Raw genomic sequence first — 22,561 nt, forward strand, 5'->3', positions numbered from 1 at the left:
CTCTGTCTTTCCCCCTGGCGTAACGCTCAGTCCAGTGAAGCCGTCTTATCGCCAGACAACCGGCAAGGTACGATATCTGCAGGCTCAGGCCGTGCACTACCAGCCTCGAACTGCGCATAGTAACCCTGCAGTTCCGGCTTACGAACAAATTCGGTCAAACGAAAGCCCAGCGACGCGAATTCACAGAAAAGCAGTTCCGGCGGGATGCCATGCTCGTCTGTCGGACGATCGACATCAACGACGATGACCTTTCCGCCCTTGCGCAGGGCCGGGCGCAAACGCCACAGGAATGCATAGGGCTCGGTGACCTCATGATACATGTGGACGAGCATGATGCGGTCGAAGCTGTCTGGCGGCAATCGCGGGTCGTCTTCGGTCCCCAGAACGATGGAGACGTTCTCCAGCCGCTCACGCAGGACGCGTTGGCCCAGTTGCTCGTTGGCATCGCGATCGATGTCCTCGGCGAGGACACGGCCCTTCTTGCCGACGCGTTGCGCCAGCCGGACAGTGTAATAGCCCTCGCCCGCACCGATATCGGCCACGCTCATCCCCTCACGGATGTCCGCGAGGTTCATCACGACGTCGGCTTCATTGACGCTGTCGCGCTCCACTTCCGAGGAAACGGAGTTCGCTCCAAGTCGCGAAACGGGGCGATCGGCGACCGGAAATTCACGCGAAGTCTCGGGCCTGCCGTCATCGGCAGGCTTCTGCTGGCAGGCAGCGAGAGCCAGCGCAAAAACCACACAGGAAAGGCGGCGAGACAAAAACATGCAGCCCCTTAGCGACTCGCCGAGGACTTGGCAAAACCTCTCATGCGGCCCATCGCTCAGGTCAGTCGATATCCTCGACGTCGGCCTTTTCACCCGTCACGCGCTGTGACAGCGCCGCAGCCATGAAGGCGTCGAGTTCGCCGTCCAGCACGTCGCCGGGCGAAGTCGAAACGACGCCGGTGCGAAGGTCCTTCACCTGCTGATAGGGCTGCAGCACGTAGGAACGGATCTGGTGGCCCCAGCCGATATCGCTCTTCGAGGCGTGTTCGGCGCTGGCCGCTTCCTCGCGCTTGCGCATTTCTTCCTCGAACAGGCGTGCCTTGAGCATGCCCATCGCGATCTCGCGGTTCTTGTGCTGCGAACGGTCGATCTGGCTGGCAACCACGATCCCGGACGGCTGGTGGGTGATACGCACCGCCGAGTCCGTGGTGTTGACGTGCTGACCGCCGGCGCCCGACGCGCGGTAGGTGTCGATCTTCAGGTCAGCCGGGTTCACCTCGACCTCGAAGCTGTCGTCGATCACCGGATAGACCCAGACCGACGAGAAGCTGGTGTGACGGCGTGCGGAACTGTCATAAGGGCTGATGCGCACGAGACGGTGGACGCCGCTTTCGGTCTTGGCATAACCGTAGGCGTTCTCGCCCTTGATCAGCAGCGTGCAGCTCTTGATGCCCGCCGCTTCGCCAGAGTGATAGTCCACCAGCTCGACCTTGTAGCCCTTGCGCTCTGCCCAGCGCGTATACATGCGCTGCAGCATCTCGGCCCAGTCCTGGCTCTCGGTACCGCCGGCACCGGCATGGACTTCGAGGTAGGTATCGTTGCTGTCGGCCTCGCCGGCGAGCAGTGCCTGGACCTTGTCCGCATCGGCACGATCGGCCAGCTGCGCCAACGTGGCGAGCCCCTCGTTGACCGTGTCCTCATCGCCTTCCATCTCGCCCAGCTCGACGAACTCGACGGCGTCGGCCATCTCGCGGCTGATCTCGTTGACCGTGCCGATCGAAGCTTCCAGCCGGCGACGCTCCTTCATGACCGCCTCGGCTTCCTTGGGCTTGTCCCAGAGCGTGGGATCCTCGACGCGGGCGTTCAGCTCGTCGAAGCGGCGCAGCGCGCGATCCCAGTCCAGGAACTTGCGCACAAGCGCGAGCGCCTTTTCGATACGGTCAATGTGGGCCTGCCCTTCGGCACGCATGGCACGAAACTCCAATGAAACTGCGGCGCACCGCTTAGCGAAGTGCAGCCGATTGTAAAGCGGCGCGGCGATCGGCTCGCAATCAGCGGGCGACGAGCCAGCGCTACTACCCGCAGATATCGGGATTGTTCAAGGCCCCGCAAGAGGCCGCAAGGCTACGCCGTTCAGGGGCGCTTTTTCGCCAGCACCTTCACGGCCGCCAGGGTCATCTTCACGTGATCGCGATAATCGAGATCGGAATGGATGAAGACGACCTTGCCGCTCTGGTCGATGACGTAGCTCACCCGGTCGGCCATACCCTGCGGCTTGCCATCCCGCGCAAGGGCGACGTCGTATTCCTTGATGATCTTCGGCGTGGCGACGGCGACGGCAAACTTGTCGCGGCAGGCCTCGGTCGAGAACTTCTTGAGGGTAGGCAGATCGTCGGCCGACATGCCGACGACGGTGGCGCCCAGTTCTGCGAACTCCGGCGTCGCTTCTGCAAAGGCATGCGCTTCCAGGGTGCAACCCTGCGTGAACGCCTTGGGGTAGAAGTAGAGGACGACCGGACCGCGCTTGAGCGCCTGCTTGAGGTCAAAGTCGACCTCCTTGCCCGCCTTCGCACCCGTGGTGCTGAACTCGGGCGCGGTCGCGCCCATCGGCAGGGCAGCCTGCGCTACCGACGATGCTGCAAGGAATCCGATGGCGAACAGGGGGGCTAGGATGCGTTTCATGCCCTCAGTCTGCGCGTCGTGATGGGGCCTGTCCAGCCCTTGAAAAGATGACCCGTAAAGATACGCATGGCGATGCCGTCCGAGGCCAAGTATCGACAACACAGGCCGTTTCACCGTAAACATCTTCCTGAACCTGGCCTGACTCGGCTATGGAACAGCCGCGATCCTGAGACAGGACGCGCCATGGAGAGAGGACGAATGGAGAGGCAACTCGTCACGCGTGCCCTGATCGGCAGGACCGCCTGGCCTACCTCCCGCCCGCGTCCGGCAATCGTTTCCTGACATTCGCCACCGAGGGAGAGAAGATTGACCCAGTCAAGTCATCGGCGCGTGATCGTCATTACCGGCGCCAGCTCCGGCATCGGCAAGGCCACGGCGGAAGTCTTCGCCCTCATGGGCTGGCATGTCATCGGCACCGGCCGCACGCCGGAGCGCTGCGATGCCGCCGAGGAAGAAATCCGCGCCATCGCCTCTCCCGAGGCACGCGTCGATTTCCTGCGCGGCGACTTTACCGAGATGTCGGATGTGCGCCGCATTGCGAAAGAAATCGCCCAGCTCACCGATTGCATTCACGTTCTCGTCAACAACGCTGGCGGTGTGCGAGACGGCTATTACCGCACTTCCGAAGGGCTGGAGGCGACATTCGCCACCAATCATCTCGCCCCGTTCCTGCTCACGCGCGAACTGCTTCCCCAGCTTGAGTATGCAGCCAAGGATTCCCCGGCGGGAACCGTGCGCATCATCGCCGTTGCGGCAGACGGCCATGCCAGCTGCCAGGCGATGAACTGGGACGACCTGATGCTGCTGGAAGGTTTCGCAACCACCGAGGCCTACAGCCAGGCGAAACTGGCGAGCCTCCTGTTCACCCGCGAACTGGACCGGCGGCTCTCGCCTATGGGGATCGTGGCCCAGGCGGTAAACCCGGGATGCGTAGGCTCCAACTTCGCCAGCCACGGCGACGAGTTGATCCAGGATGCCATGGCCCGCAGCCCCTGCACTCCGCCCGAACACCCGGCCCGCACGATCATGTGGCTGGCCACTTCACCGGAAGTCGGCGAACAGGGCGGACGCTATTTCCGCGACCTGGCCGAGATCCAACCGGCACCGCAGGCCCGGGACGACCGTGCGGCCAGCCGCCTGTGGATGGAGAGCGAACGCATCCTCGAAACCATCGGCTGCTGATCTTCGCGGCGCCGACATTTGGTCTTCCCAGACACTTGACCCCGCGGCCCGCTCCGCCGCAAGGGAACAGGCAAGCCAGAGGAAGACACGATGACTGCACCGACTGACCGTCCGCGCCGCAGTGCGCTCTACATGCCCGCCTCGAACGCCAAGGCAATTGCCAAGGCGCGCAGCCTGCCCTGCGACGTCGTCATCTTCGACCTCGAGGATGCCGTAGCCCCCGAATTCAAGGCCGAAGCGCGCGCGGCTGCCGTCGCTGCCGTGGAGGAAGGCGGTTTCGGCCACCGCGAAGTCGTCATCCGGGCCAACGGCATCGATACCGAATGGGGCATGGACGACCTTGCCGCCATCGCATCGACCGGAGCCGACGCCGTGCTGGTGCCCAAGGTCGATTCCCCGGCCGACATCGCCCGTTATGAAGACGCCCTGAAAGGGGCGCACAAGGACATGCAGCTCTGGACCATGATCGAGACCTGCGCGAGCGTGGGCAATCTCGATGCCATTGCGCAATGCGCACGCAGTTCGCGCCTGTCGCTGTGGATCATGGGAACCAACGATCTCGCCAAGGAAATGCGCGCGCAGCTTACGCCCTGCCGTACGCCGTTCCTGCCGTTCCTGTCGATGGCGGTTGCCGCCGCGCGCGCGCATGGCGTCGCCATCCTCGACGGCGTGTGCAATGAATTCCGCGACCTCGAGGCATTCGAGGCCGAAGCGCGCCAGGGGCTGATGTTCGGCTTCGAGGGCAAGAGCCTGATCCACCCCGCGCAAGTCGAGCCGTGCAACACGGTATTCTCACCCAGCGAGGCGGACCTGGCCTGGGCGCACAGCGTCATCGACGCCTTCGCCCAGCCCGAAAACGCCGGCAAGGGCGCGATCCGCGTGGATGGCAAGATGACCGAACTGCTACACCTGGAACAGGCCCAGCGGCTCGTCGCCGTTGCCGGGCGGATCGCTGCCGCCGCCTGACGCCTCTGCTGCTTACTCGCCACCTTCAGCCGCCGGAACCGACGCGATCGGCTCCGGCGTGTTGGCGATGACCTTGAGCACCGCCGTCCAGGCATCGACGTTCTGCTGCAGGGCAATCGGATCGACCTTGTCGAGCGTATCGTCCGGCGTGTGGTGCAGGTCGAAGTAATGCATCCCGTCCTGGCCGAGATCGATCACGGCAAGATTCTGGTGCGCGATGATCGGGGCAACGTCGGCGCCGCCCTCGGTGGGACCGTCATGCGGCACGATACCCAGCGGCCAAAGCGCCGCCTTCACCTTGTCCACCAGCTCGGCATTGGCCTGGGCGAAAGTCGTCTTGAGCTGCCAGACCTTGTCGGCGCCGAAGTCGCTTTCCATCGCAACGGCATGGGGTTCGCTGCCATGGACCTTCACGTAATGATCGCCGCCGCCGCCGGTGATGCCCATTTCCTCGTTGCCCGACCATAGCACGCGGATCGTGCGCAGGGTCTGGCCATCTTTCTGCGCCGCCAGGGCCGCGGCCGTGATGATCCCGCAGCCCGAGGCATCGTCGATCGCTCCTGTGCCCAGGTCCCAGGAATCGAGGTGGCAGGCGAGCAGGATGATCGGCAGCGAAGGATCGCGCCCCGGCAGTTGCGCCACGACATTGCCCGAAGGCGCATCTGGAAACGGCTTGCCCATCAGCTTGAGGTCGATGCTCATCGGCTTGCCGCGCGAGGCGATGCGCGCGATCAGGTCGGCGTCAGGATTGGAGACGGCCCCTGCCGGGATCGGCTTCACATCCTTGGCGAAAACCGTGGCGCCGGTATGCGGATTGCGGTGACTGTCCGTGCCGGCCGAGCGGATGACGATGCCGGCAGCCCCTTTCTGCGAAGCGATCGTCGGCCCCTTTCGGCGGACATCGCCATAGGGTCCGTAACCCGAACCGTCCTGCGTGGGACGCATGGCATGGTCGACGAACGCAATCTTGCCCTTCAGCGATCCTTCGGGGGCTGCTTCGAGCGCGGCCAGCGTCGGGAAATAAACCAGTTCACCCTTGAGGCCCTGCGCCGGTGTCGGCACCGAGAAACCCAGAGCGGTGATCGCCAGCGGCTGCCGATAGGGCGCGGTCAGGCGGGCATGTTCCTCGCCGCGCTGCCAGGCCAGGGTCTTGAACTCCTCGACTGAAACATCGCTGAAGCCGAGCGCCTGGAGCCGGGCCTGCGCCCAGTCACGGGCGCGCGCTTCGGCCTCGGAACCTGCGAGGCGCGGGCCGATTTCGGTGGTGAGACCTTCGACGATGTCCCAGGCGACGCCTGACCCTTGCGTGGGCGTAGCGCTGGCAGGAGCGGCGTTGAAGGAGGCGAAAGTGGTCGCTGCAAGCAGGGCAGCGCAAAAGGTTTTGCGTAGCATGGACAATGCCTAACGCCCTGCCTCGACATTTCCAATCCCAAGTCTCAGAACTTGACCGGACCAATTCACGGCAGGTCACGAAATCTTGACGGGGCGGGCTCCAACTCCCATTTCCCATTCAACTTTGCGACGCTCTCGACGCAAGCCCAGCGCCATTCCGGCAAGAACCGACACGACCACCTGCCAGCAACCTTGCGGCTGGTGGCCCGCCCCTGTAGAGCACGCCGCAAATTCCGACACGCCAGATCCCAGAGGAAACCGATGGCCGCGCAATACGCCTTCGTCATGAAGAGCATGACAAAGACCTTCCCCGGCGCCCAGAAGCCGGTGCTTTCGAACATCAACCTGCAGTTCTACCAGGGTGCCAAGATCGGCATCGTCGGCCCGAACGGCGCAGGCAAGTCGACCCTGATGAAGATCATGGGCGGCATCGATACCGATTTCACCGGCGAGGCATGGCCCGGCGAGAACATCACCGTCGGCTACCTGCCGCAGGAACCGCGGCTCGACACGAGCAAGACCGTCCTCGAGAACGTCAAGGACGGCGCGCGCGAGACTGCGGACAAGATCGATCGCTTCAACGAGATCTCCATGATCATGGGCGATCCGCCGGAAGACTGCGACTTCGACGCCCTCATGGCCGAGATGGGCGAGCTTCAGGACCAGATCGACGCGGTCGACGGCTGGACCCTCGACAACCAGCTCGAAGTGGCGATGGAAGCCCTGCGCTGCCCGCCGGGCGACTGGTCGGTGGAAAGCCTCTCGGGCGGTGAGAAGCGCCGTATCGCACTCACCCGCCTGCTCATCCAGAAGCCCGACATTCTGCTGCTGGACGAACCGACCAACCACCTCGACGCGGAATCGGTCGAATGGCTGGAAAACCACCTCAAGGAATATGCAGGTGCGGTGCTGATGATCACCCACGACCGCTACTTCCTCGACAACGTGGTGGGCTGGATCCTCGAACTCGACCGCGGAAAGTACTTCCCCTACGAGGGCAACTACTCGACCTACCTCGAGAAGAAGGCCAAGCGCCTCGAACAGGAAGACCGCGAGGCGACCGGACGCCAGAAGGCTCTCAAGGACGAGCTCGAATGGATCCGCGCCGGCGTCAAGGGCCGCCAGACCAAGTCCAAGGCCCGTATCCGCAAGTTCGAGGAACTGCAGAACGCGCAGGACCAGCGCACGCCGGGCAAGGCCCAGATCGTCATCCAGGTGCCTGAGCGCCTCGGCGGCAAGGTCATCGAAGCCAAGGGCATATCCAAGGCGTTCGGCGACAAGCTGCTGTTCGAGGACCTCTCGTTCATCCTGCCGCCGGGCGGCATCGTCGGAGTCATCGGCCCCAACGGTGCGGGTAAGTCGACGCTGTTCAAGATGCTCACCGGCCAGGAACAGCCGGACTCCGGCACCATCGAGATCGGCCAGACGGTTCACCTCGGCTACGTCGACCAGAACCGCGACCACCTCGACGGCAAGAACAACGTCTGGGAGGAAATCTCGGACAAGCTGGACTACATGAAGGTCAACGGCCACGACATGTCGACGCGCGCCTATGTCGGCGCCTTCAACTTCAAGGGCCAGGACCAGCAGAAGAACGTCGGCAAGCTCTCGGGCGGTGAACGCAACCGCGTGCACCTTGCCAAGATGCTCAAGCAGGGCGGCAACGTACTCCTGCTCGACGAACCGACCAACGACCTCGACGTCGAAACGCTCGGCGCGCTCGAAGAAGCCATCGAGAACTTCGCCGGCTGCGCCGTGGTCATCTCGCACGACCGCTTCTTCCTCGACCGTCTGGCCACGCACATCCTCGCGTTCGAGGGCAACAGCCACGTCGAATGGTTCGAGGGCAACTTCGAGGCCTACGAAGAAGACAAGCGCCGCCGCCTCGGCGATGCGGCCGATCGTCCCACGCGTCTTGCCTACAAGAAGCTGACGCGCTGACGAAAACGCCTCGGGCATGATATACAGGCCGTCGCTCCGGGATACCGGATCGGCGGCCTGTTCATTTTCAATCACCCCTACATTAACAAAGAGTCATATCCCGGTTCACGTTCAGGACAGCGCCCATGGTCTAGAACAATTGCAGGATGAGCCGCGATCGCCGTGCGGCACGTCCGGTTTTGGAGACCGGATATGGCAAGAAGGATGAACATGAAGGCGGGTGCACTTTTTTCAGCTGGAGCGTGGGGCGCAATGGCCATTGCCGTTGCCGGCCTCGTCGCTCCCAGCGTGGCGGAAGCGGCATCGCGCCCGGACAACTCCCGCAGTGAGAGCCGTGGCTACAGCAACCGGGGCGAACAGATGCGGGCGCAGCGTCAGGAGCGTGCCTCGTCGAACGAGTCTCGCCGCGACTGGTCGCGCAGTAACGCCAACAACGACAACCGCGTGCGTCAGGAAGCCACGCCGACACAGAACCGCAGCTGGTCGGGCAACCGCTCCTCGCGCGACACCAGCCGCGAGCAGCGCAGCGAACAGGAGCGCAAGTCCACGTGGCAGCAGAGAATGCGCAGCGGCGACTACGCGAAACAGACCGAGCAGCGCGTCGAGCGACGCGACAACGACCGGAATGACCGCCGCGTGGATACGCGCCGGGACTGGCGGGACCAGTCGCGCACGAACTCCAGCCGCCGCGACAACGAGAGGTGGCGGGACGGGAACAACAACCGTTGGCGTGACAACGACAAGTGGCGCGACAGCAACCGGCGCGACTATCGTGACGCGCGGCGTTGGGACCGCAAGGACTGGCGGCGCGACAAGCGTTACGATTGGCGCGATTACCGGGCCCGCAACCGTTCGGTCTACCGGATCGGCCGCTACTACTCGCCTTACAGCAATTACTCGTATCGGCGCATCGGCATCGGTTTCTCGCTGGGATCGCTGTTCTACGGCTCACGCTACTGGATCGACGATCCCTGGTCCTACAGGCTGCCGGAAGTCTACGGTCCCTACCGCTGGGTCCGCTATTACGACGACGTGCTGCTGGTGGATATCTACACCGGCGAAGTGGTCGACGTGATCTACGACTTCTTCTGGTAAACCCAAGAAGAACGGCGAATGAAAGGCCCTCGGCACCAGCGCCGGGGGCCTTCTTTCGATGCCGGTCACGCAGCGAGCGCCGAAAATCATGCAGGGTTTTACTGTGTGAAACGAAGCGATTGATTTGTGGAACATTCCCGGTAGTCTCACGATCGAGATGCCAGCCACGCCTCATCCGGACTGCAGGGCACTTGCAAGGATCGGCGCTTCGGTCCGGGAGCGCTTGTCCGGCCAGCCCACGGTCAGGCGGCTGCCCGTGGAGGCGGTGGAAATCTACACCTCCAACAGCTTCCTCAACGAGGCCGACTGCGCTCACCTCATGGCGCTTATCGACACCTGCGCCTGCCCTTCCCGCCTGCTGGAAGAAGAAGGCTGGGACGGTTACCGCACCAGCTATTCAGGCGACATCGACACCCACGACAGGATCGTGCGCGATCTCGAACTGCGCCTGAGCGACTTTACCGGCATCGCTCCGTCCTGCGGGGAATCGGCGCAGGGCCAGCGCTACGAATGCGGCCAGTATTTCAACGAGCACTGCGACTGGTTCGATACCGAGGCTGGCTACTGGCGGCAGGAGCGGCGCTGCGGCGGCCAGCGCAGCTGGACCGCGATGATCTACCTCAACGCCGTGGAGGAAGGTGGACGGACCGATTTTACCCACATCGGCCTGAGCATCCCGCCCGAACCCGGTTGCCTCCTGCTGTGGAACAACGCATTGCCCGACGGGACGCCCAATCCGCTGACCATGCATGCAGCCCGGCCAGTCGTCAGGGGCGTCAAGTACGTCGTCACGAAGTGGTTCCGGGTTCGCAACTGGCAATGAGATTTCGCAACGCGGCTACGCTCCTGGCGCTGGGCCTGTCCTGCGCGCTCCCCTTTCCGGCCTTGCCGGTCAGTGCCGAGGCCGCCGTCCAGTCATCGCACCCGGTGCCTGCGGCCGATGCAGAGCGCAATCGCCTGCGCCTGCTTCGCCTCTTCGCCGAAGACGCGCAGCGCGAGGACGAACTCGATCCCCTGACCCCGCTTTATGCCGGCGCCACGACGGGAGGCGCCCAGTTCGAACGCATGTACACCGACGCCCTCGATCGCGACGTGCAGGCCTCTGCCCGCAAAAGCCGCGAAGCGCTGCGAACGGTCGACCGCGCCGAGCTGCCGCCCAAACTCCAGATTTCCTACGATACGTTCGCAGCGCTCAAGGACGACGAACTGGCGTGGCTCCAGCCAGAACTGCGCCGCCTGACCAGGGTACGGCCGTTCAACCATTTCGGCGGACTGCATGTCGAGTTCCCCGCCATGATCGCGCCCGGCGGCACTTACGACTACGCCGACGAGGCAGATTACCGGCGCGCCCTCACGCTCTACCGGGCCTTTCCCCGTGTGATCGACAATGCCATCGCCCGCTTTCGGCAGGGCATGGCCTCAGGCGTGGTCGAACCGCGCCTGACGGTGATCAACATGATTGCCCAGATCGACGCCCTGCTGGCCCAGTCCTACGAAGATTCGCCCTTCTCGGCCCCGCTCCGGCAGGTCCCGGAGACACTCTCCGACAAGAGCCGCAAGGCCCTCGCGTCGGCATTCCGGTCGGCGACCCGCGAGGCGATCTGGCCAGCCTACCGGCGCCTGCGGCAATTCCTGCAGGCCGAGTACCTTCCCGAGGCCCGCGATTCCATCGGGCTTGGCGAAATGAAGGGAGGCGCGCAGCTCTATCGCGCTCTGATCCGGCGCGAGACGACGTTGACGCTGGAACCGGAGGCCATTCACCAGCTCGGCCTTTCGGAAGTCGCCCGCATTCAGCGGGAAATGGACCGGGTGCGCGGGCAGCTGGGCAATTCAGGAACCCTCCCTGCATTCTTCGACGAAATTCGCGGCGATCCGCGCTTTCATCCGACCAACGGCAGCCAGCTCTCCGATGGTTTCGCCCGCATCGGCAAGCAGGTTGACGCCGCTCTGCCGCGCTGGTTCGAGCGGGTGCCCGAAACGCCCATGCTGATCGAACCCTACCCGGCCTATCGTGAGAAGTTCGAGGCTGGCGGCAGCTATTCCGAAGGCGCGCCCGAACGCGGCAAACCCGGTGTCTTCTACTACAATACCTACGACCTGCCGCACCGCTTCCTCAGCGGCATGACCACGCTCTATATGCACGAGGGCGTGCCGGGGCATCACTTCCAGATCAGCCTTGCGCAGGAAGACCAGAGTCTCCCCGGTTTCCAGCGCTACGGTGGCAACAGCGCCTTCGTCGAAGGCTGGGCGCTCTATGCCGAGACGCTGGGCTACGACATGGGCTTCTACAGGGACCCGCTGCAGCACTGGGGCACGCTCGACGACGAGATGCTGAGGGCAATGCGGCTGGTCGTCGATACCGGCATCCACGCCAAGGGCTGGTCGCGCCAGCAGGCGATCGACTACATGCTGGCCAATTCGGGCATGGGGCGCAGCGACGCGGAAGCCGAGGTGGATCGCTACATCGCAATGCCGGCACAGGCGCTCGCCTACAAGATCGGCGCGCTCACCATCCAGCGCCTGCGCGGCAAGGCGCAGGAACAGCTCGGAGCGCGCTTCGATATCCGTGCCTTCCACGAGGAAGTGCTGGGGTCGGGTGCCCTGCCCCTGCCGGTGCTGGAAGCGAAGATAGACGGCTGGATCGCCGCGAGCCGCCCCCACCGCGCGGGCGTGGCAAGGTAAGCCCGCAGGCTCGCCTCACTCCCCGGCAGGTTCAGTATTCCTCCCCGGCTTCCGAGGCGCGGCGCGCCTCGAGGTATTCGATGAGGTGATCGAAGCGCCGGTGAAGCCGCAAAATTTCCAGCTGCGTGCGCAAGTTGACTTCGTAGTCATGCCGAGCGGCAATGCGATCCTTGTCGGCCTGCCTGTTCTGGCTCATCATGATCACCGGCGCCTGGATCGCTGCCAGCATCGAGAGAATGAGGTTGAGGAAGATGTACGGGTAGCCATCGAAGGGATGCAGCCCGAAGGCTTCCAGCACATGGCTGTTAACGAGCATCCAGGCGATCAGCACCAGTCCAAAGGCAATGATGAAGCCCCAGCTGCCGCCGACCGCCGCAACCCGGTCAGCGAGCCGGTCACCGCGGCTGGCATGGGTCGCGGCGATCTCGTCGGCATCGGGGCCGATCAGGGTGCCCGCGGCAATACGCCGCAGGACATTCTGTTCTTCCTGCCCCAGCTCGCTGAACTTGCGGCCGAGAAGCTCCTCGGCCAGCTGCTCAGGCGTGCGCCGAGGCAGTTGCATCATTGGCTGGAAAGCGCTTCTGCGATCAGCTTGCGCGTCTCGGGAATGCCATAGAGCGCGATGAAGCTGCCCATGCGCGGCCCCTGGCTGGAGCCCAGCAGGGTTTCGTAAAGCGCCTTGAACCAGTCGCGCAAATTACCGAAGCCGTAAGCCTCGTTCTTGCCGATCTCATAGACCGTGTTTTGCAATTCCTCTGCCGACGTGTCCGGCCCAGCCTTGGCCAGTTCGGCATCGAGCGCCTTGAGCGCTTCGGCTTCATGGGCGTCCGGCGCGCGGCGCACCAGCGTCGGCGCGATGAAATCCCGGTTGGTGGCCAGGGCGGCGCGCACCAGTTCGCCCAGTTCCGGGTGCGCCTCGGGCGTCGCATCGGCAACGTAGTTGCCTAGGTACGACCAGACCTGATCGGCGGTTGCATCGGCGCCCAGCACGCCCACGAGGTTGAGCAGCAGCGAGAAAGTCACCGGCAGGGTGTCGCCCGCGCCTTCACCGTTGCCGGTCGCGCGCAGCAGGTGCCAGACCGGATTGCCGAGCTGCTTTTCGAGCGGCTGGTCCGGAAGGTTGCCGCGGAACTGCCAGTACTCGTCTACCGCCTTGGGGATCACGCCGATATGCAGCTGCTTGGCGCTCTTGGGCTCCCGGAACAGATAGAAGCCAAGACTTTCCTCGGTCCCGTAGGTCAGCCACTGCTCGATGGTGAGGCCATTGCCCTTGGACTTCGAGATCTTCTCGCCGTTCTCGTCGAGGAAGAGTTCGTAGATCAGCCCTTCGGGCTTACGGCGCCCAAGGATCTGCGAGATCTTGCCCGACTGCGTCACCGAGTCGGTCAGGTCCTTGCCGCACATCTCGTAGTCGACGCCAAGATCGACCCAGCGCATTGCCCAATCGACCTTCCACTGCAGCTTGGCATGGCCGCCGAAGACGGATTGCTCGACGGTCGAGCCGTCCTCGTCGGCAAAGCGGATCATTCCGGTGGCCGGATCGAGGACTTCGACCGGCACCTGCAGCACCGCGCCCGTGGTCGGCGACACCGGCAGGACCGGCGAATAGGTCTTGCGGCGCTCCTCGCGAAGCGTGGGCAGCATGACGCCCATGATGGCATCGTAGTGTGAGAGCACGTTCGACAGGGCACTGTCGAAGGCACCGGAATTGTAGCGGTCGCTGGCCGAGACGAACTCGTACTCGAAGCCGAAGCGATCGAGGAAATCGCGCAGCATCGCGTTGTTGTGATGCGCGAAGCTCTCGAACTTCCCGAACGGATCGGGAATGCGGCTCAGCGGCTTGCCGAGATTGTCCGCAAGCAATTGGGCGTTGGGAATATTGTCCGGGACCTTGCGCAGCCCGTCCATATCGTCCGAAAAGGCGACCAGCCGAGTCGGCGCGCCACCGGTCAGGGTTTCGTAGGCGTGACGCACCAGCGTCGTGCGCAGAACTTCCTGGAACGTGCCGATATGCGGGAGGCCCGAGGGACCGTAACCGGTCTCGAACAGCATGGGCTCACCGCCCGGTTTGCCGTCCGGATAGCGCTTGAGCAGCTTCTGGGCCTCCTGGAAGGGCCAGGCCTTGGACACACGGGCGGCTTCGATCAGGGCATTCTCAGTCATGGGGGCGCTCATCTTCGAAACGCGGACATTTCGCAAGCGCGAAGCTGCATTGGAACCGGGCCGGGACAGGCCCGTTACGTTCAAAAGGGACCGAAAGGGACGAAGAAATCGTGAATTACGTCGAAACATTGCGCACTGAACTGGAGGCCATGGGCAAAGGAGTCGTGCAGGCCCTGCCCTCGCTGGTCATCGCGCTTGTCGTTCTGCTGGCTACATGGATCGTTGCGCGCACCGCCGTGCGCATTGCCGATCGCATCACCGGCAGAACCGCAATCCGCAACGATCTCAAGCAGCTGCTCGATACCCTCGTGCGATTGCTGGTGTGGATCATCGGATCGCTGATTGCCCTCACGATCGCCATCCCCAGCTTCACCCCGGCAGGCGCCTTCGCAAGCCTGGGTGTCGGCGCTCTCGCCATCGGTTTTGCGTTCCAGGATATTTTCGAGAATTTTCTCGCCGGCGTGCTGATCATGCTGCGCGACAAGATGAACATCGGCGACTCGGTCATCTGCGGCAGCATCAGTGGCAAGGTCGAGAGGATCACCTTGCGCGAAACGCACATCCGGCAGTTCTCGGGCGAACTGACCGTCGTTCCGAACTCCATGCTGTTCAAGAACCCGGTGGACATTCTCACCGACCATGCCCTGCGCCGCAACGAGATCGTCGTCGGCGTCTCTTATGACACGGACCTCGGCCCAGCCCAGGACGTCATCCAGAAGGCCGTCGAAAGCGTCGAGGCGGTGGACAAGGACAAGGGCGTCGTCGTCTTCGCGCAGGAGTTCAATGCCAGCTCGGTCGACTTCCTCGTCCAGTGGTGGACCGACACCGTCGCGCAGGACCTGCGCCTGACCAAGAGCCAGATCGTCATGGCCGTGAAGTCCGCGCTAGACGAGGCGGGCATCGAGATCCCGTTCCCCTATGTCACCAATACCTTCAAGGAACCGCTGCCCCTCGAAAGGGCACGGAACCCCGAGGCGGTCAACGAGAACGCTGCCTGAGGCGAGGCCAGCGCGCCATTTCGCCGCGGCACCGCTGCGATGAAAGACCCGTCAGCGCGCCGTCAAAGGCCTGCTGCCGGGTCTTTCCGATTCCGGCAGTATTGCGCCGGGTTACTGCCAGGACCATTCGTAGTTGAGCGATCCTTCGCGGAACGCGAAGCGGTCGATATGGTTTGCCACCACTTCGGTCAGGCGTTCGAGCGTTGCCTTGTCCTCCCCGGTGATCTCTATCGCGATGCCTTCCCCGTCTCCCGCCATCGTCGTGACGGCAGACGGGAAATGGACCTTGCCGGTATCGCCCTCGACTTCGACCTCGAACTTGTGGCTCCAGTGCTTGCAGACCTGGCGTACGTACTTGCCGCCGTTCGGCGTGGCGACTTTCGCTGCGATTGTGCTCATTTCTCGATCCTTTCGATATTGCGCGTGGCTTCGTCGATGGCTTCCGCCACCCGCAGGATGAAATCCCGGTCCGCACCTTCGACCGAAAGACGGTCGAATACGGCGGTCTTGAGGTTGTGCATGGCGCGCCGGACCGGCGCGGGGTCGACCTTCTCACGGGCCTCTGCCAAAGCCGCCAGGCGCTGGCGCAAAGCATTTGCCTTGTCGGCATCGGCCTCGGCGTGCTTGCGGCCTTCTTCGGTGGCCTCGTAGGACTTGCGAGCCCCTTCGTCCGAGCCGACCGCAATCCAACCTGCCTCTTCCATGTAGGTCAGGGCAGGATAGACCACGCCGGGACTGGGCGCATACTCGCCGCCCGAGATGGCCTCGATCTCGCGGATCAGGTCATAGCCGTGGCGCGGGGCTTCCGCGATCAAGGCCAGCAGCAGCGTCTGCAGTTCGCCCTGGTCGAATATCCGCCGACGCCGACCGCCGCGCATGGCGCGACCGCCGCCAAAGCCCGGACCGCCTCCTCCTCCGCGACCGCCGCGGCCGTGCCTGCGGCCGTCGAAGAGTTCATCGTCCAAACCGTCGCGTCCCGGTCCGAAGGGGCCGCGCATACCGCCACGGCGTCCGTGCATGCCCCGGGCGCGCCGATCGAAGGCGATGTCCATGGCATGATCGTCGCGCACGAAGCCGTGTCCGCCGCGCCTGGGGTTACTGTTCATCTGTCTCATTATGTTTCCATCAATCTTCATGATGGCCTCAAGATATATCTTAGAAGGATTCTTGCAAGACGCGAATTTGTAACGAGTCGTAATTTCCTGCGGGAAGCGACGCAGAGCCATTTCCAAATCAGGCAAGGCATCCCTAAGACCGGATCATATGTCCGCGCTTCCCCTTCCCGCACTGCATGCCAGCCATGGCGGCAGTTGGCTGCGCGACGGCAACGCGGCCACGCGGACTGTCTCGAAGGGCGAAGCGATGATGGCCGCGGCCGATACGCCGCTGCTCATCCTCAACGCCCCGCTCCTGGCAACCCGGCTCGGCTACCCCGACCTGTCCGGGCTCGATCTGCTCGAACTCTTCGCCTTCGTGCATCCGGCCCGCTTCGTCGTGCCCACGCCCAAGGGCCTGGCCCATGCCCTCGACCTGACCGAGCCCGACGGCGAACCCGATGTCCCGCGCCTGCTGCAGGAAGCTGCCGGCAGGTTGCTGGAGACTTGCGAAAGCCCGGATTGGCAGGAACGCGAAGGCGCTTGGACTTCGCTTCAGTCGCTGGTGCGCATGCGCTGGCCTTGGGCCACACTGCTGGGAACGCGCATCGCCAAGCCCCAGCGCGCCGAACGCTGGCTCTTCTCGCGCCTGCCAGAGTGGGAGGAAACAGCGGACCAGCCCCAGCCCCGACAGGTGGAACTGAGCGAGGCCGATGTACTGCAGCAGCTGCAGACGCTGACCGGGGCCAAGGCCGAGCAGCGCGAAGGGCAGCGGGCCTATGCCGCCCAGTCCGCCGCCGCCTTCTCGCCGCGCAAGGCATCGGGACAGCCCAATGTCCTGCTGGCACAGGCAGGCACCGGCATCGGCAAGACGCTGGGCTACCTCGCCCCCGCCTCTTTGTGGAGCGCCCTATCCGGCGGCACTGTCTGGGTTTCGACTTATACCAAGGCCCTGCAGCGCCAGCTGCGGCAGGAGAGCCGCCGCGCGTGGCCGGAGCGGCGGCCGGACGGCAGCCAGCCCGTCGTCGTGCGCAAGGGGCGCGAAAACTACCTGTGCCTGCTCAACCTCGAGGATGCATTGCAGGGCGGCTTCGCCGGACGCGCGGCGATCCTGGCCCAGCTCGTCGCGCGCTGGGCGGCCTATACCCGCGATGGCGACATGATCGGCGGCGACCTGCCGGGCTGGCTCGGAACCCTGTTCCGCCAGCGCGGCATCACCGCCCTCACCGACCGGCGCGGCGAATGTGTCTATGCCGGGTGCCCGCACTACCGCAAATGCTTCATCGAGCGGGCATCGCGAGCCAGTGCGCAAGCCGACCTCGTGATCGGCAACCATGCCCTGGTCATGGTCAATGCCGCGCGCGGACGCGATCATGCCGCACGGCCCACGCGGATCGTCTTCGACGAAGGGCATCACGTTTTCGACGCCGCCGATTCAACTTTCGCGGCGGCGCTGTCGGGCAGTGAGACGATCGAGCTGCGTCGCTGGGTCATCGGTCCGGAAAAGGCCTCGCGCGGTCGGCGTCGCGGTCTTTCCGCGCGGCTTGCCGATATCGTCAGCTACGACGAGGCCGGCGCCAAGGCGATTGCCGCCGCGCGCGCCGCCGCTGAAGCCCTGCCCGGCGACGGCTGGATGCAGCGGATCAATGAAGGCGCGCCATCCGGACCGCTTGAAGACCTGCTCGCCTCGGTGCGAGCCACTGTCTACGCGCGCGACGAGAGCGGCGGACAGGAAGCCGGATACGGCCTCGAAACCGAGGCGGCCGGCCTCGACGGCACGTTCATCGAAGTCTCGCAGGCCGCGCGTGAGGCACTCGCGGACTTGCGCCAACCGCTGATGCGACTCGGCATGAGACTGGAAGCCCTGCTGGAAGATCCGCCCGACTGGCTGGACGGTCAGGGCCGCGCCCGAATCGAGGGCGCCCGCCATTCGCTATCGTGGCGCATCGACCTGCTTTCGGCATGGGAAGCCCTGCTCGAACGGCTGGGCGGCCCCGCCGACCCGGAATACGTCGACTGGCTGGCGGTCGACCGCTCGGAGGCGCGTGAATTCGACATCGGCATCCACCGCCACTGGCTCGATCCGATGAAGCCTTTCGCCAAGGTCGTCCTCGAACCGGCACACGGCGTCGTCATGACTTCGGCAACGCTGCGCGACGGCGAGGACTGGGGCAAGGCGGTGGCCCGATCCGGTGTCGAGCACATCGGCGTGACCCCGCGCCTTTCCGCCCACTCCAGCCCGTTCGACTATGCAAAGCAGGCCGAAGTCCTGATCGTCACCGACGTCCCACGCGGCGACATCCCTGCCCTGGCCGCAGCATATGCACGCCTGATCGAGGCCTCGCACGGCGGTGCACTCGGGCTGTTCACGGCAATCCGGCGCCTGCGCGCCGTGCATGGCCGGATCGCAGACCGCCTGGCCCGAACCGGCCTGCCGCTCTATGCCCAGCATGTCGACCCGATCGACACCGGCACGCTCGTCGACATCTTCCGCGACGACCCCGCGGCATCGCTGCTGGGCACCGATGCCTTGCGGGACGGCGTCGATGTGCCGGGCGATTCGCTCCGGCTGGTCGTCATGGAACAGGTGCCCTGGCCGCGGCCGACCATCCTGCACCGGGCCCGGCGCCTCGCCGGTGGCGGCGGCAGCTATGACGACGGCATCATCCGCGCCCGGCTGGCCCAGGCCTTCGGACGCCTCATCCGCAGCCGCGACGACCGCGGTCATTTCGTGGTCCTCTCCGCTGCATTCCCCTCGCGCCTGCTGAGCGCCTTCCCCGAAGGAACGCCCGTCCTGCGGCTTTCTCTGGAGGAGGCTTTACATCGGGTCGCTACCAATGCTTCAGAAGAAGCATACCGACCCGATCACGCCGCCCGGCCATGAATACGAGCTTGCCTGACAGATGAAGACCCTCGGCATCTTTCGCCACGCCAAGTCGGACTGGAACGATGCGCGCCTGCGCGACTTCGACAGGCCTCTCAACAAGCGGGGCCGCAAGGGCGCGGCGATCATGGGCGAGCATATCCGCAATGACGGCAGGGCGTGGAAGCGCATTCTCGCCTCTCCCGCGGTTCGCGTCACGCAGACGATCGAGCTTGCCTCGGAAGCGGCCGGAATGGCGCCGCCGGTCAGTTGGGACAGGCGCATCTACCTTGCCAACTCAGCGACGCTGATGGATCTCCTGCGCGAACAGGAAGGCGATCCCGCCTCGATCATGCTGATCGGACACAATCCGGGCCTTGAGGACCTGATCTTCGATCTGGTTCCCGATGATGGCACCAGTCCGCTGCGTGATGTCGTCGAGGAGAAATTCCCGACCGCCGCCTATGCCGTGCTCGAACTCGACATCGACAGCTGGGACGATATCGACGGGAACTGCGCCCGGATCGTCCACCTCGTCCGGCCGCGCGACCTCGATCCCGAACTGGGGCCGAGCCTCACCGACTGATTGCATTCATTGGTGGTTGAGACGGCGGCTTGCGCAAGACGCCAATGCCTCAGGCAGCAGCCAATGCCGCGGCCAGTTGCGCACGAATCTGAATCAGCTCGCCAATGATGGCATCGCTCGCCGCTTCCGCAGCCTGCGGCTGCATGTCAGGTGTCACGATTGCAGACGGCGCCGGCTGGCCGTCCTGATCCTCGATCGCCTTGCGAGCACCGCGCAGGGTGTAGCCTTCCTCGTGGACGAGACGATTGATCTCGACCACGAGCGCGACATCGTCACGGCGATAATAACGCCGACCGCCGCTGCGCTTGACAGGCTGAAGCGAAGGGAATTGTTCTTCCCAATAGCGCAAGACATGCTGACGGATGCCCAGCGCCTTGCTGACTTCACCAATGGTTCGCAGAGCCTCTGGATCCTTTCCGTCATCGAAAACCGGGATGTCGGACAAGGTATTCATTGGCTCTGTTCCTTCAGTCTCCGGCGATCCTGTCTTTCAGCATCTGGCTCGCCCGGAATGTCATAACCCGTCGCGGGGTGATCGGCACTTCCACACCCGTCTTGGGATTGCGGCCGATACGCTCGCCCTTGTCCCGTAACAGGAATGTGCCGAATCCCGAAATCTTGACGTTCTCGCCCGAACTGAGCGCCGTCGACATATGTTGAAGAATAGCTTCGACCATCGCCAGCGACTCCGCGCGCGACAGACCCAGCTTCTTGTGGATCGCTTCCGCGATCTCAGCCCGCGTCAATGTATCCGTTGAGCCCATCGAACCCGCTTCCCCTCTGAGCGCCAACCCCCGCGCTGATAATATGAATTATCAGGGAAAAAGGCAATCCTACGTCAAATAATGAACGCAGATAAACCTTAGGGGGTAGGTTCTCAGACTCGCAGCAGGCTCGCGCCCCAAGTGAAACCGCCGCCCATGGCTTCAAGGACGACGAGATCGCCTTCGCGGATTCGGCCATCGCGAACGGCCTGATCGAGGGCCAGCGGCACCGAAGCAGCCGAAGTATTCGCGTGCTGGCTAACAGTCATGACGACCTTTTCAACCGGCAGGCCCAGCTTCTTGGCCGTCGCATCAAGGATACGGGCATTGGCCTGGTGAGGCACCAGCCAGTCGATGTCAGACGACTGAAGTCCAACTTCTTCAAGCACTTCATTGAGAACCTGGGCCAGGTTCACAACCGCGTGGCGGAACACTTCACGGCCCTTCATGCGCAACTTGCCGACGGTTCCGGTCGTCGAAGGACCACCATCGACGTAGAGCAGTTCGTTGTGCGCGCCATCGGCATGCAGGCGCGAAGCCAGGATGCCGCGGGGCTGATCGCTGTCGCCCTGTTCCCGCGCTTCGAAGATTGCCGCACCGGCACCGTCGCCGAACAGCACGCAAGTCGTGCGGTCTTCCCAATCGAGGATGCGCGAGAAGGTTTCCGAACCGATCACAAGCGCGCGCTGGGCCATTCCCGAGCGGAGCATCGAATCGGCAACGCCTACGGCATACAGGAAACCGGAACACACCGCGGCAACGTCGAAAGCAATGCAGCCGCCACAGTCCAGATTCTTCTGAACGATCGTCGCCGAAGCCGGAAAGGTCTGGTCGGGCGTGGCAGTCGCCAGGATGATGAGGTCGATGGAAGCCGCGTCGATGCCGGCCGCCTCGATCGCCTTGCGCGCCGCGTCGGTGGCAAGGCTCGAGGTCGTCTCGTCCTCGGCAGCGATGTAGCGATTGGTTATGCCGGTGCGCTCGACGATCCACTCATCGCTGGTATCGACTTGGGCTGCCAGTTCAGCATTGCTTACCGCGCGGCGTGGGAGCGCCGAACCGGTACCGATCAGAACCGAGCGCCGGGTCATGCCCGCTCTTCCTGGTTCCGGGGCATGCGCAGCGAGGCTTCACCCACGCGGGCAAGGTCGGCAGTGATCCGCTCGGTCACATTTTCCTCCAGGAGCCGCGCAGTCAGCGCAACGGCATTGGCCACGCCCGCAGCATTCGCGCTGCCATGGCTTTTCACGACGATGCCGTTCAGGCCAAGGAACACGGCGCCATTATGGTTATTGGGGTCTAGGTGATGCTTTAGCAACTCGGTCGCCGGACGCGAAATCAGGAAGCCGATCTTCGAGCGCAGCGAACTGGAGAAGCTGCGACGCAGCAGGTCGCCAACGAATCGCGCCGTCCCTTCGACCGCCTTGAGAGCTATATTGCCGGAGAAACCGTCGGTCACGACGACATCGACATCGCCGCGGCAAACCTTGTCCGCCTCGGTAAAGCCGTCGAAGGACATGGACAGGTCACCGGCCGCCGCCTTGAGCGTTGCCGCTGCATCGCGCAGCAGTTCCGTGCCCTTGATCTCTTCAGTACCGATATTGAGCAGGCGCAGGCGCGGTTGCTCGCGCCCCGTCGCCACGCGGGCATAGGCTGCGCCCATGATCGCGAACTGCACGAGATTGCGGCTATCGCACTCGGTATTGGCGCCGAGGTCGAGCATCACTACGTCATTGTCGCCCAGCGTGGGTAACAGTGCCGCAAGCGCGGGACGATCGATGCCCGGCATCGTACGCAAGGTGAGCTTGGCGATCGCCATCAGCGCACCGGTATTACCGGAACTGACGGCTGCACCCGCGTCGCCGGCCTTCACCGCAGCGATGGCGCGCCCCATGGACGTGCCTTTCGCGCGGCGCAGGGCCTGGCTCGGCTTGTCCTCGCCACTGATCACACCATCGGTGTGCAGGATTTCCGATGCCCCGCGAAGGTTCGGATGATCCTCGAGCGCGGCCTTGATCCGCGTCTCGTCGCCGACGAGGAGGAAATTGAAACGGTCATGGCGACGGCGCGCGAGTGCCGCGCCCTCGATCATGACGCGCACGCCCTCATCGCCGCCCATCGCATCGATAGCGATACGCGGCAGAGTCATGGGCAATCTCCGAACTT

21 protein-coding genes are annotated in these 22,561 nt (G+C 64.1%); 9 read left to right on the top strand and 12 right to left on the bottom strand.

The features are described 5' to 3' along the window. Positions 1-26: 26 nt before the first annotated feature. From PP1Y_RS19645 to PP1Y_RS19655, 3 genes are all read right to left on the bottom strand, one after another. Positions 27-770 carry a class I SAM-dependent methyltransferase gene (locus PP1Y_RS19645; RefSeq protein ID WP_013833780.1) on the bottom strand — a complete coding sequence of 248 codons (744 nt, stop codon included), beginning with the start codon at positions 768-770 and terminating at the stop codon, positions 27-29. Between the two features lie 61 nt (positions 771-831). Next, on the bottom strand, positions 832-1,959 hold the full coding sequence (prfB, locus tag PP1Y_RS19650) for a peptide chain release factor 2 (protein ID WP_013833781.1): 1,128 nt from the start codon (positions 1,957-1,959) through the stop codon (positions 832-834). A gap of 164 nt (positions 1,960-2,123) precedes the next feature. Further along, positions 2,124-2,672: a peroxiredoxin gene (locus PP1Y_RS19655; protein WP_013833782.1), complete on the bottom strand. Its 549-nt coding sequence runs from the start codon at positions 2,670-2,672 to the stop codon at positions 2,124-2,126. A 306-nt stretch (positions 2,673-2,978) separates the two neighbouring features. Here PP1Y_RS19655 and PP1Y_RS19660 point away from each other — a divergent pair, with 306 nt between their 5' ends. Both PP1Y_RS19660 and PP1Y_RS19665 read left to right on the top strand, forming a co-directional pair. After that, the gene (locus tag PP1Y_RS19660; RefSeq protein WP_013833783.1) at positions 2,979-3,854 is read left to right on the top strand and encodes an SDR family NAD(P)-dependent oxidoreductase; all 876 of its coding nucleotides are present in this window, start codon (positions 2,979-2,981) and stop codon (positions 3,852-3,854) included. Positions 3,855-3,944: 90 nt separating this feature from the next. Beyond that, the gene (locus tag PP1Y_RS19665) at positions 3,945-4,820 is read left to right on the top strand and encodes a CoA ester lyase (RefSeq protein WP_013833784.1); all 876 of its coding nucleotides are present in this window, start codon (positions 3,945-3,947) and stop codon (positions 4,818-4,820) included. A gap of 12 nt (positions 4,821-4,832) precedes the next feature. On the opposite strand, the gene PP1Y_RS19670 is transcribed toward PP1Y_RS19665, so the two are convergent. Further along, positions 4,833-6,212: a M28 family peptidase gene (locus PP1Y_RS19670; RefSeq protein WP_013833785.1), complete on the bottom strand. Its 1,380-nt coding sequence runs from the start codon at positions 6,210-6,212 to the stop codon at positions 4,833-4,835. A 261-nt stretch (positions 6,213-6,473) separates the two neighbouring features. On the opposite strand from PP1Y_RS19670, the gene ettA reads away from it, so the two are divergent. The 4 genes from ettA (at position 6,474) to PP1Y_RS19690 (ending at position 11,930) form a co-directional block, all read left to right on the top strand. Beyond that, positions 6,474-8,153 (top strand): energy-dependent translational throttle protein EttA, encoded by a 1,680-nt coding sequence (ettA, locus tag PP1Y_RS19675; RefSeq protein WP_013833786.1) that lies wholly within the window; start codon positions 6,474-6,476, stop codon positions 8,151-8,153. 192 nt (positions 8,154-8,345) lie between these two features. Then, positions 8,346-9,248: an RcnB family protein gene (locus PP1Y_RS24865; RefSeq protein ID WP_083835228.1), complete on the top strand. Its 903-nt coding sequence runs from the start codon at positions 8,346-8,348 to the stop codon at positions 9,246-9,248. A 223-nt stretch (positions 9,249-9,471) separates the two neighbouring features. Beyond that, positions 9,472-10,071, top strand: coding sequence for a 2OG-Fe(II) oxygenase (locus tag PP1Y_RS19685; RefSeq protein WP_308632949.1), 600 nt, complete (start codon positions 9,472-9,474; stop codon positions 10,069-10,071). Next, entirely contained in the window at positions 10,068-11,930 is a 1,863-nt protein-coding gene (locus PP1Y_RS19690; RefSeq protein WP_041559024.1) for a DUF885 family protein, read from the top strand. Before PP1Y_RS19685 ends, PP1Y_RS19690 begins: the two co-directional genes overlap by 4 nt. Positions 11,931-11,961: 31 nt before the next feature. Here PP1Y_RS19690 and PP1Y_RS19695 read toward each other — a convergent pair whose 3' ends face one another. After that, on the bottom strand, positions 11,962-12,495 hold the full coding sequence (locus PP1Y_RS19695) for a DUF1003 domain-containing protein (RefSeq protein ID WP_013833789.1): 534 nt from the start codon (positions 12,493-12,495) through the stop codon (positions 11,962-11,964). Beyond that, positions 12,492-14,093 carry a lysine--tRNA ligase gene (locus tag PP1Y_RS19700; RefSeq protein ID WP_013833790.1) on the bottom strand — a complete coding sequence of 534 codons (1,602 nt, stop codon included), beginning with the start codon at positions 14,091-14,093 and terminating at the stop codon, positions 12,492-12,494. The genes PP1Y_RS19695 and PP1Y_RS19700 overlap by 4 nt, the downstream gene beginning before the upstream one ends. Positions 14,094-14,203: 110 nt before the next feature. Here PP1Y_RS19700 and PP1Y_RS19705 point away from each other — a divergent pair, with 110 nt between their 5' ends. Beyond that, positions 14,204-15,091 (top strand): mechanosensitive ion channel family protein, encoded by an 888-nt coding sequence (locus PP1Y_RS19705; protein WP_007015072.1) that lies wholly within the window; start codon positions 14,204-14,206, stop codon positions 15,089-15,091. A gap of 111 nt (positions 15,092-15,202) precedes the next feature. On the opposite strand, the gene PP1Y_RS19710 is transcribed toward PP1Y_RS19705, so the two are convergent. Both PP1Y_RS19710 and PP1Y_RS19715 read right to left on the bottom strand, forming a co-directional pair. Then, on the bottom strand, positions 15,203-15,490 hold the full coding sequence (locus PP1Y_RS19710) for a DUF2218 domain-containing protein (protein ID WP_013833791.1): 288 nt from the start codon (positions 15,488-15,490) through the stop codon (positions 15,203-15,205). Next, entirely contained in the window at positions 15,487-16,197 is a 711-nt protein-coding gene (locus PP1Y_RS19715) for a PadR family transcriptional regulator (protein WP_083835263.1), read from the bottom strand. The genes PP1Y_RS19710 and PP1Y_RS19715 overlap by 4 nt, the downstream gene beginning before the upstream one ends. Before the next feature lie 157 nt (positions 16,198-16,354). Between PP1Y_RS19715 and PP1Y_RS19720 the strand changes: the two genes are divergently transcribed. Further along, positions 16,355-19,069 (top strand): ATP-dependent DNA helicase, encoded by a 2,715-nt coding sequence (locus tag PP1Y_RS19720; protein ID WP_007015069.1) that lies wholly within the window; start codon positions 16,355-16,357, stop codon positions 19,067-19,069. Positions 19,070-19,088: 19 nt separating this feature from the next. Then, on the top strand, positions 19,089-19,634 hold the full coding sequence (locus tag PP1Y_RS19725; RefSeq protein WP_013833793.1) for a histidine phosphatase family protein: 546 nt from the start codon (positions 19,089-19,091) through the stop codon (positions 19,632-19,634). Positions 19,635-19,683: 49 nt separating this feature from the next. Here the strand turns inward: PP1Y_RS19725 and PP1Y_RS19730 are convergent, their stop codons facing one another. From PP1Y_RS19730 to plsX, 4 genes are all read right to left on the bottom strand, one after another. Beyond that, positions 19,684-20,088: a MerR family transcriptional regulator gene (locus PP1Y_RS19730; protein ID WP_013833794.1), complete on the bottom strand. Its 405-nt coding sequence runs from the start codon at positions 20,086-20,088 to the stop codon at positions 19,684-19,686. Between the two features lie 13 nt (positions 20,089-20,101). Further along, entirely contained in the window at positions 20,102-20,398 is a 297-nt protein-coding gene (locus PP1Y_RS19735; protein ID WP_007015066.1) for an integration host factor subunit alpha, read from the bottom strand. 113 nt (positions 20,399-20,511) lie between these two features. Further along, positions 20,512-21,486, bottom strand: a complete 975-nt coding sequence (locus PP1Y_RS19740) for a beta-ketoacyl-ACP synthase III (RefSeq protein WP_013833795.1) — start codon at positions 21,484-21,486, stop codon at positions 20,512-20,514. After that, a complete protein-coding gene (plsX, locus tag PP1Y_RS19745) occupies positions 21,483-22,544 on the bottom strand; it encodes a phosphate acyltransferase PlsX (RefSeq protein WP_013833796.1) in 1,062 nt (353 codons plus the stop codon). The genes PP1Y_RS19740 and plsX overlap by 4 nt, the downstream gene beginning before the upstream one ends. Between the last annotated feature and the right edge of the window lie 17 nt (positions 22,545-22,561).

This window comes from Novosphingobium sp. PP1Y, from assembly GCF_000253255.1.
Taxonomy (GTDB): domain Bacteria; phylum Pseudomonadota; class Alphaproteobacteria; order Sphingomonadales; family Sphingomonadaceae; genus Novosphingobium.

What these genes read in the sequence shown, in the direction of transcription:
- PP1Y_RS19645 (WP_013833780.1), bottom strand. Translation starts at nt 770, where the DNA reads ATGTTTTTGTCTCGCCGCCTTTCCTGTGTGGTTTTTGCGCTGGCTCTC.
- prfB (WP_013833781.1), bottom strand. Translation starts at nt 1,959, where the DNA reads ATGCGTGCCGAAGGGCAGGCCCACATTGACCGTATCGAAAAGGCGCTC.
- PP1Y_RS19655 (WP_013833782.1), bottom strand. Translation starts at nt 2,672, where the DNA reads ATGAAACGCATCCTAGCCCCCCTGTTCGCCATCGGATTCCTTGCAGCA.
- PP1Y_RS19665 (WP_013833784.1), top strand. Translation starts at nt 3,945, where the DNA reads ATGACTGCACCGACTGACCGTCCGCGCCGCAGTGCGCTCTACATGCCC.
- PP1Y_RS19670 (WP_013833785.1), bottom strand. Translation starts at nt 6,212, where the DNA reads ATGCTACGCAAAACCTTTTGCGCTGCCCTGCTTGCAGCGACCACTTTC.
- ettA (WP_013833786.1), top strand. Translation starts at nt 6,474, where the DNA reads ATGGCCGCGCAATACGCCTTCGTCATGAAGAGCATGACAAAGACCTTC.
- PP1Y_RS24865 (WP_083835228.1), top strand. Translation starts at nt 8,346, where the DNA reads ATGGCAAGAAGGATGAACATGAAGGCGGGTGCACTTTTTTCAGCTGGA.
- PP1Y_RS19690 (WP_041559024.1), top strand. Translation starts at nt 10,068, where the DNA reads ATGAGATTTCGCAACGCGGCTACGCTCCTGGCGCTGGGCCTGTCCTGC.
- PP1Y_RS19695 (WP_013833789.1), bottom strand. Translation starts at nt 12,495, where the DNA reads ATGATGCAACTGCCTCGGCGCACGCCTGAGCAGCTGGCCGAGGAGCTT.
- PP1Y_RS19700 (WP_013833790.1), bottom strand. Translation starts at nt 14,093, where the DNA reads ATGACTGAGAATGCCCTGATCGAAGCCGCCCGTGTGTCCAAGGCCTGG.
- PP1Y_RS19710 (WP_013833791.1), bottom strand. Translation starts at nt 15,490, where the DNA reads ATGAGCACAATCGCAGCGAAAGTCGCCACGCCGAACGGCGGCAAGTAC.
- PP1Y_RS19715 (WP_083835263.1), bottom strand. Translation starts at nt 16,197, where the DNA reads ATGAACAGTAACCCCAGGCGCGGCGGACACGGCTTCGTGCGCGACGAT.
- PP1Y_RS19720 (WP_007015069.1), top strand. Translation starts at nt 16,355, where the DNA reads ATGTCCGCGCTTCCCCTTCCCGCACTGCATGCCAGCCATGGCGGCAGT.
- PP1Y_RS19725 (WP_013833793.1), top strand. Translation starts at nt 19,089, where the DNA reads ATGAAGACCCTCGGCATCTTTCGCCACGCCAAGTCGGACTGGAACGAT.
- PP1Y_RS19730 (WP_013833794.1), bottom strand. Translation starts at nt 20,088, where the DNA reads ATGAATACCTTGTCCGACATCCCGGTTTTCGATGACGGAAAGGATCCA.
- PP1Y_RS19735 (WP_007015066.1), bottom strand. Translation starts at nt 20,398, where the DNA reads ATGGGCTCAACGGATACATTGACGCGGGCTGAGATCGCGGAAGCGATC.
- PP1Y_RS19740 (WP_013833795.1), bottom strand. Translation starts at nt 21,486, where the DNA reads ATGACCCGGCGCTCGGTTCTGATCGGTACCGGTTCGGCGCTCCCACGC.
- plsX (WP_013833796.1), bottom strand. Translation starts at nt 22,544, where the DNA reads ATGACTCTGCCGCGTATCGCTATCGATGCGATGGGCGGCGATGAGGGC.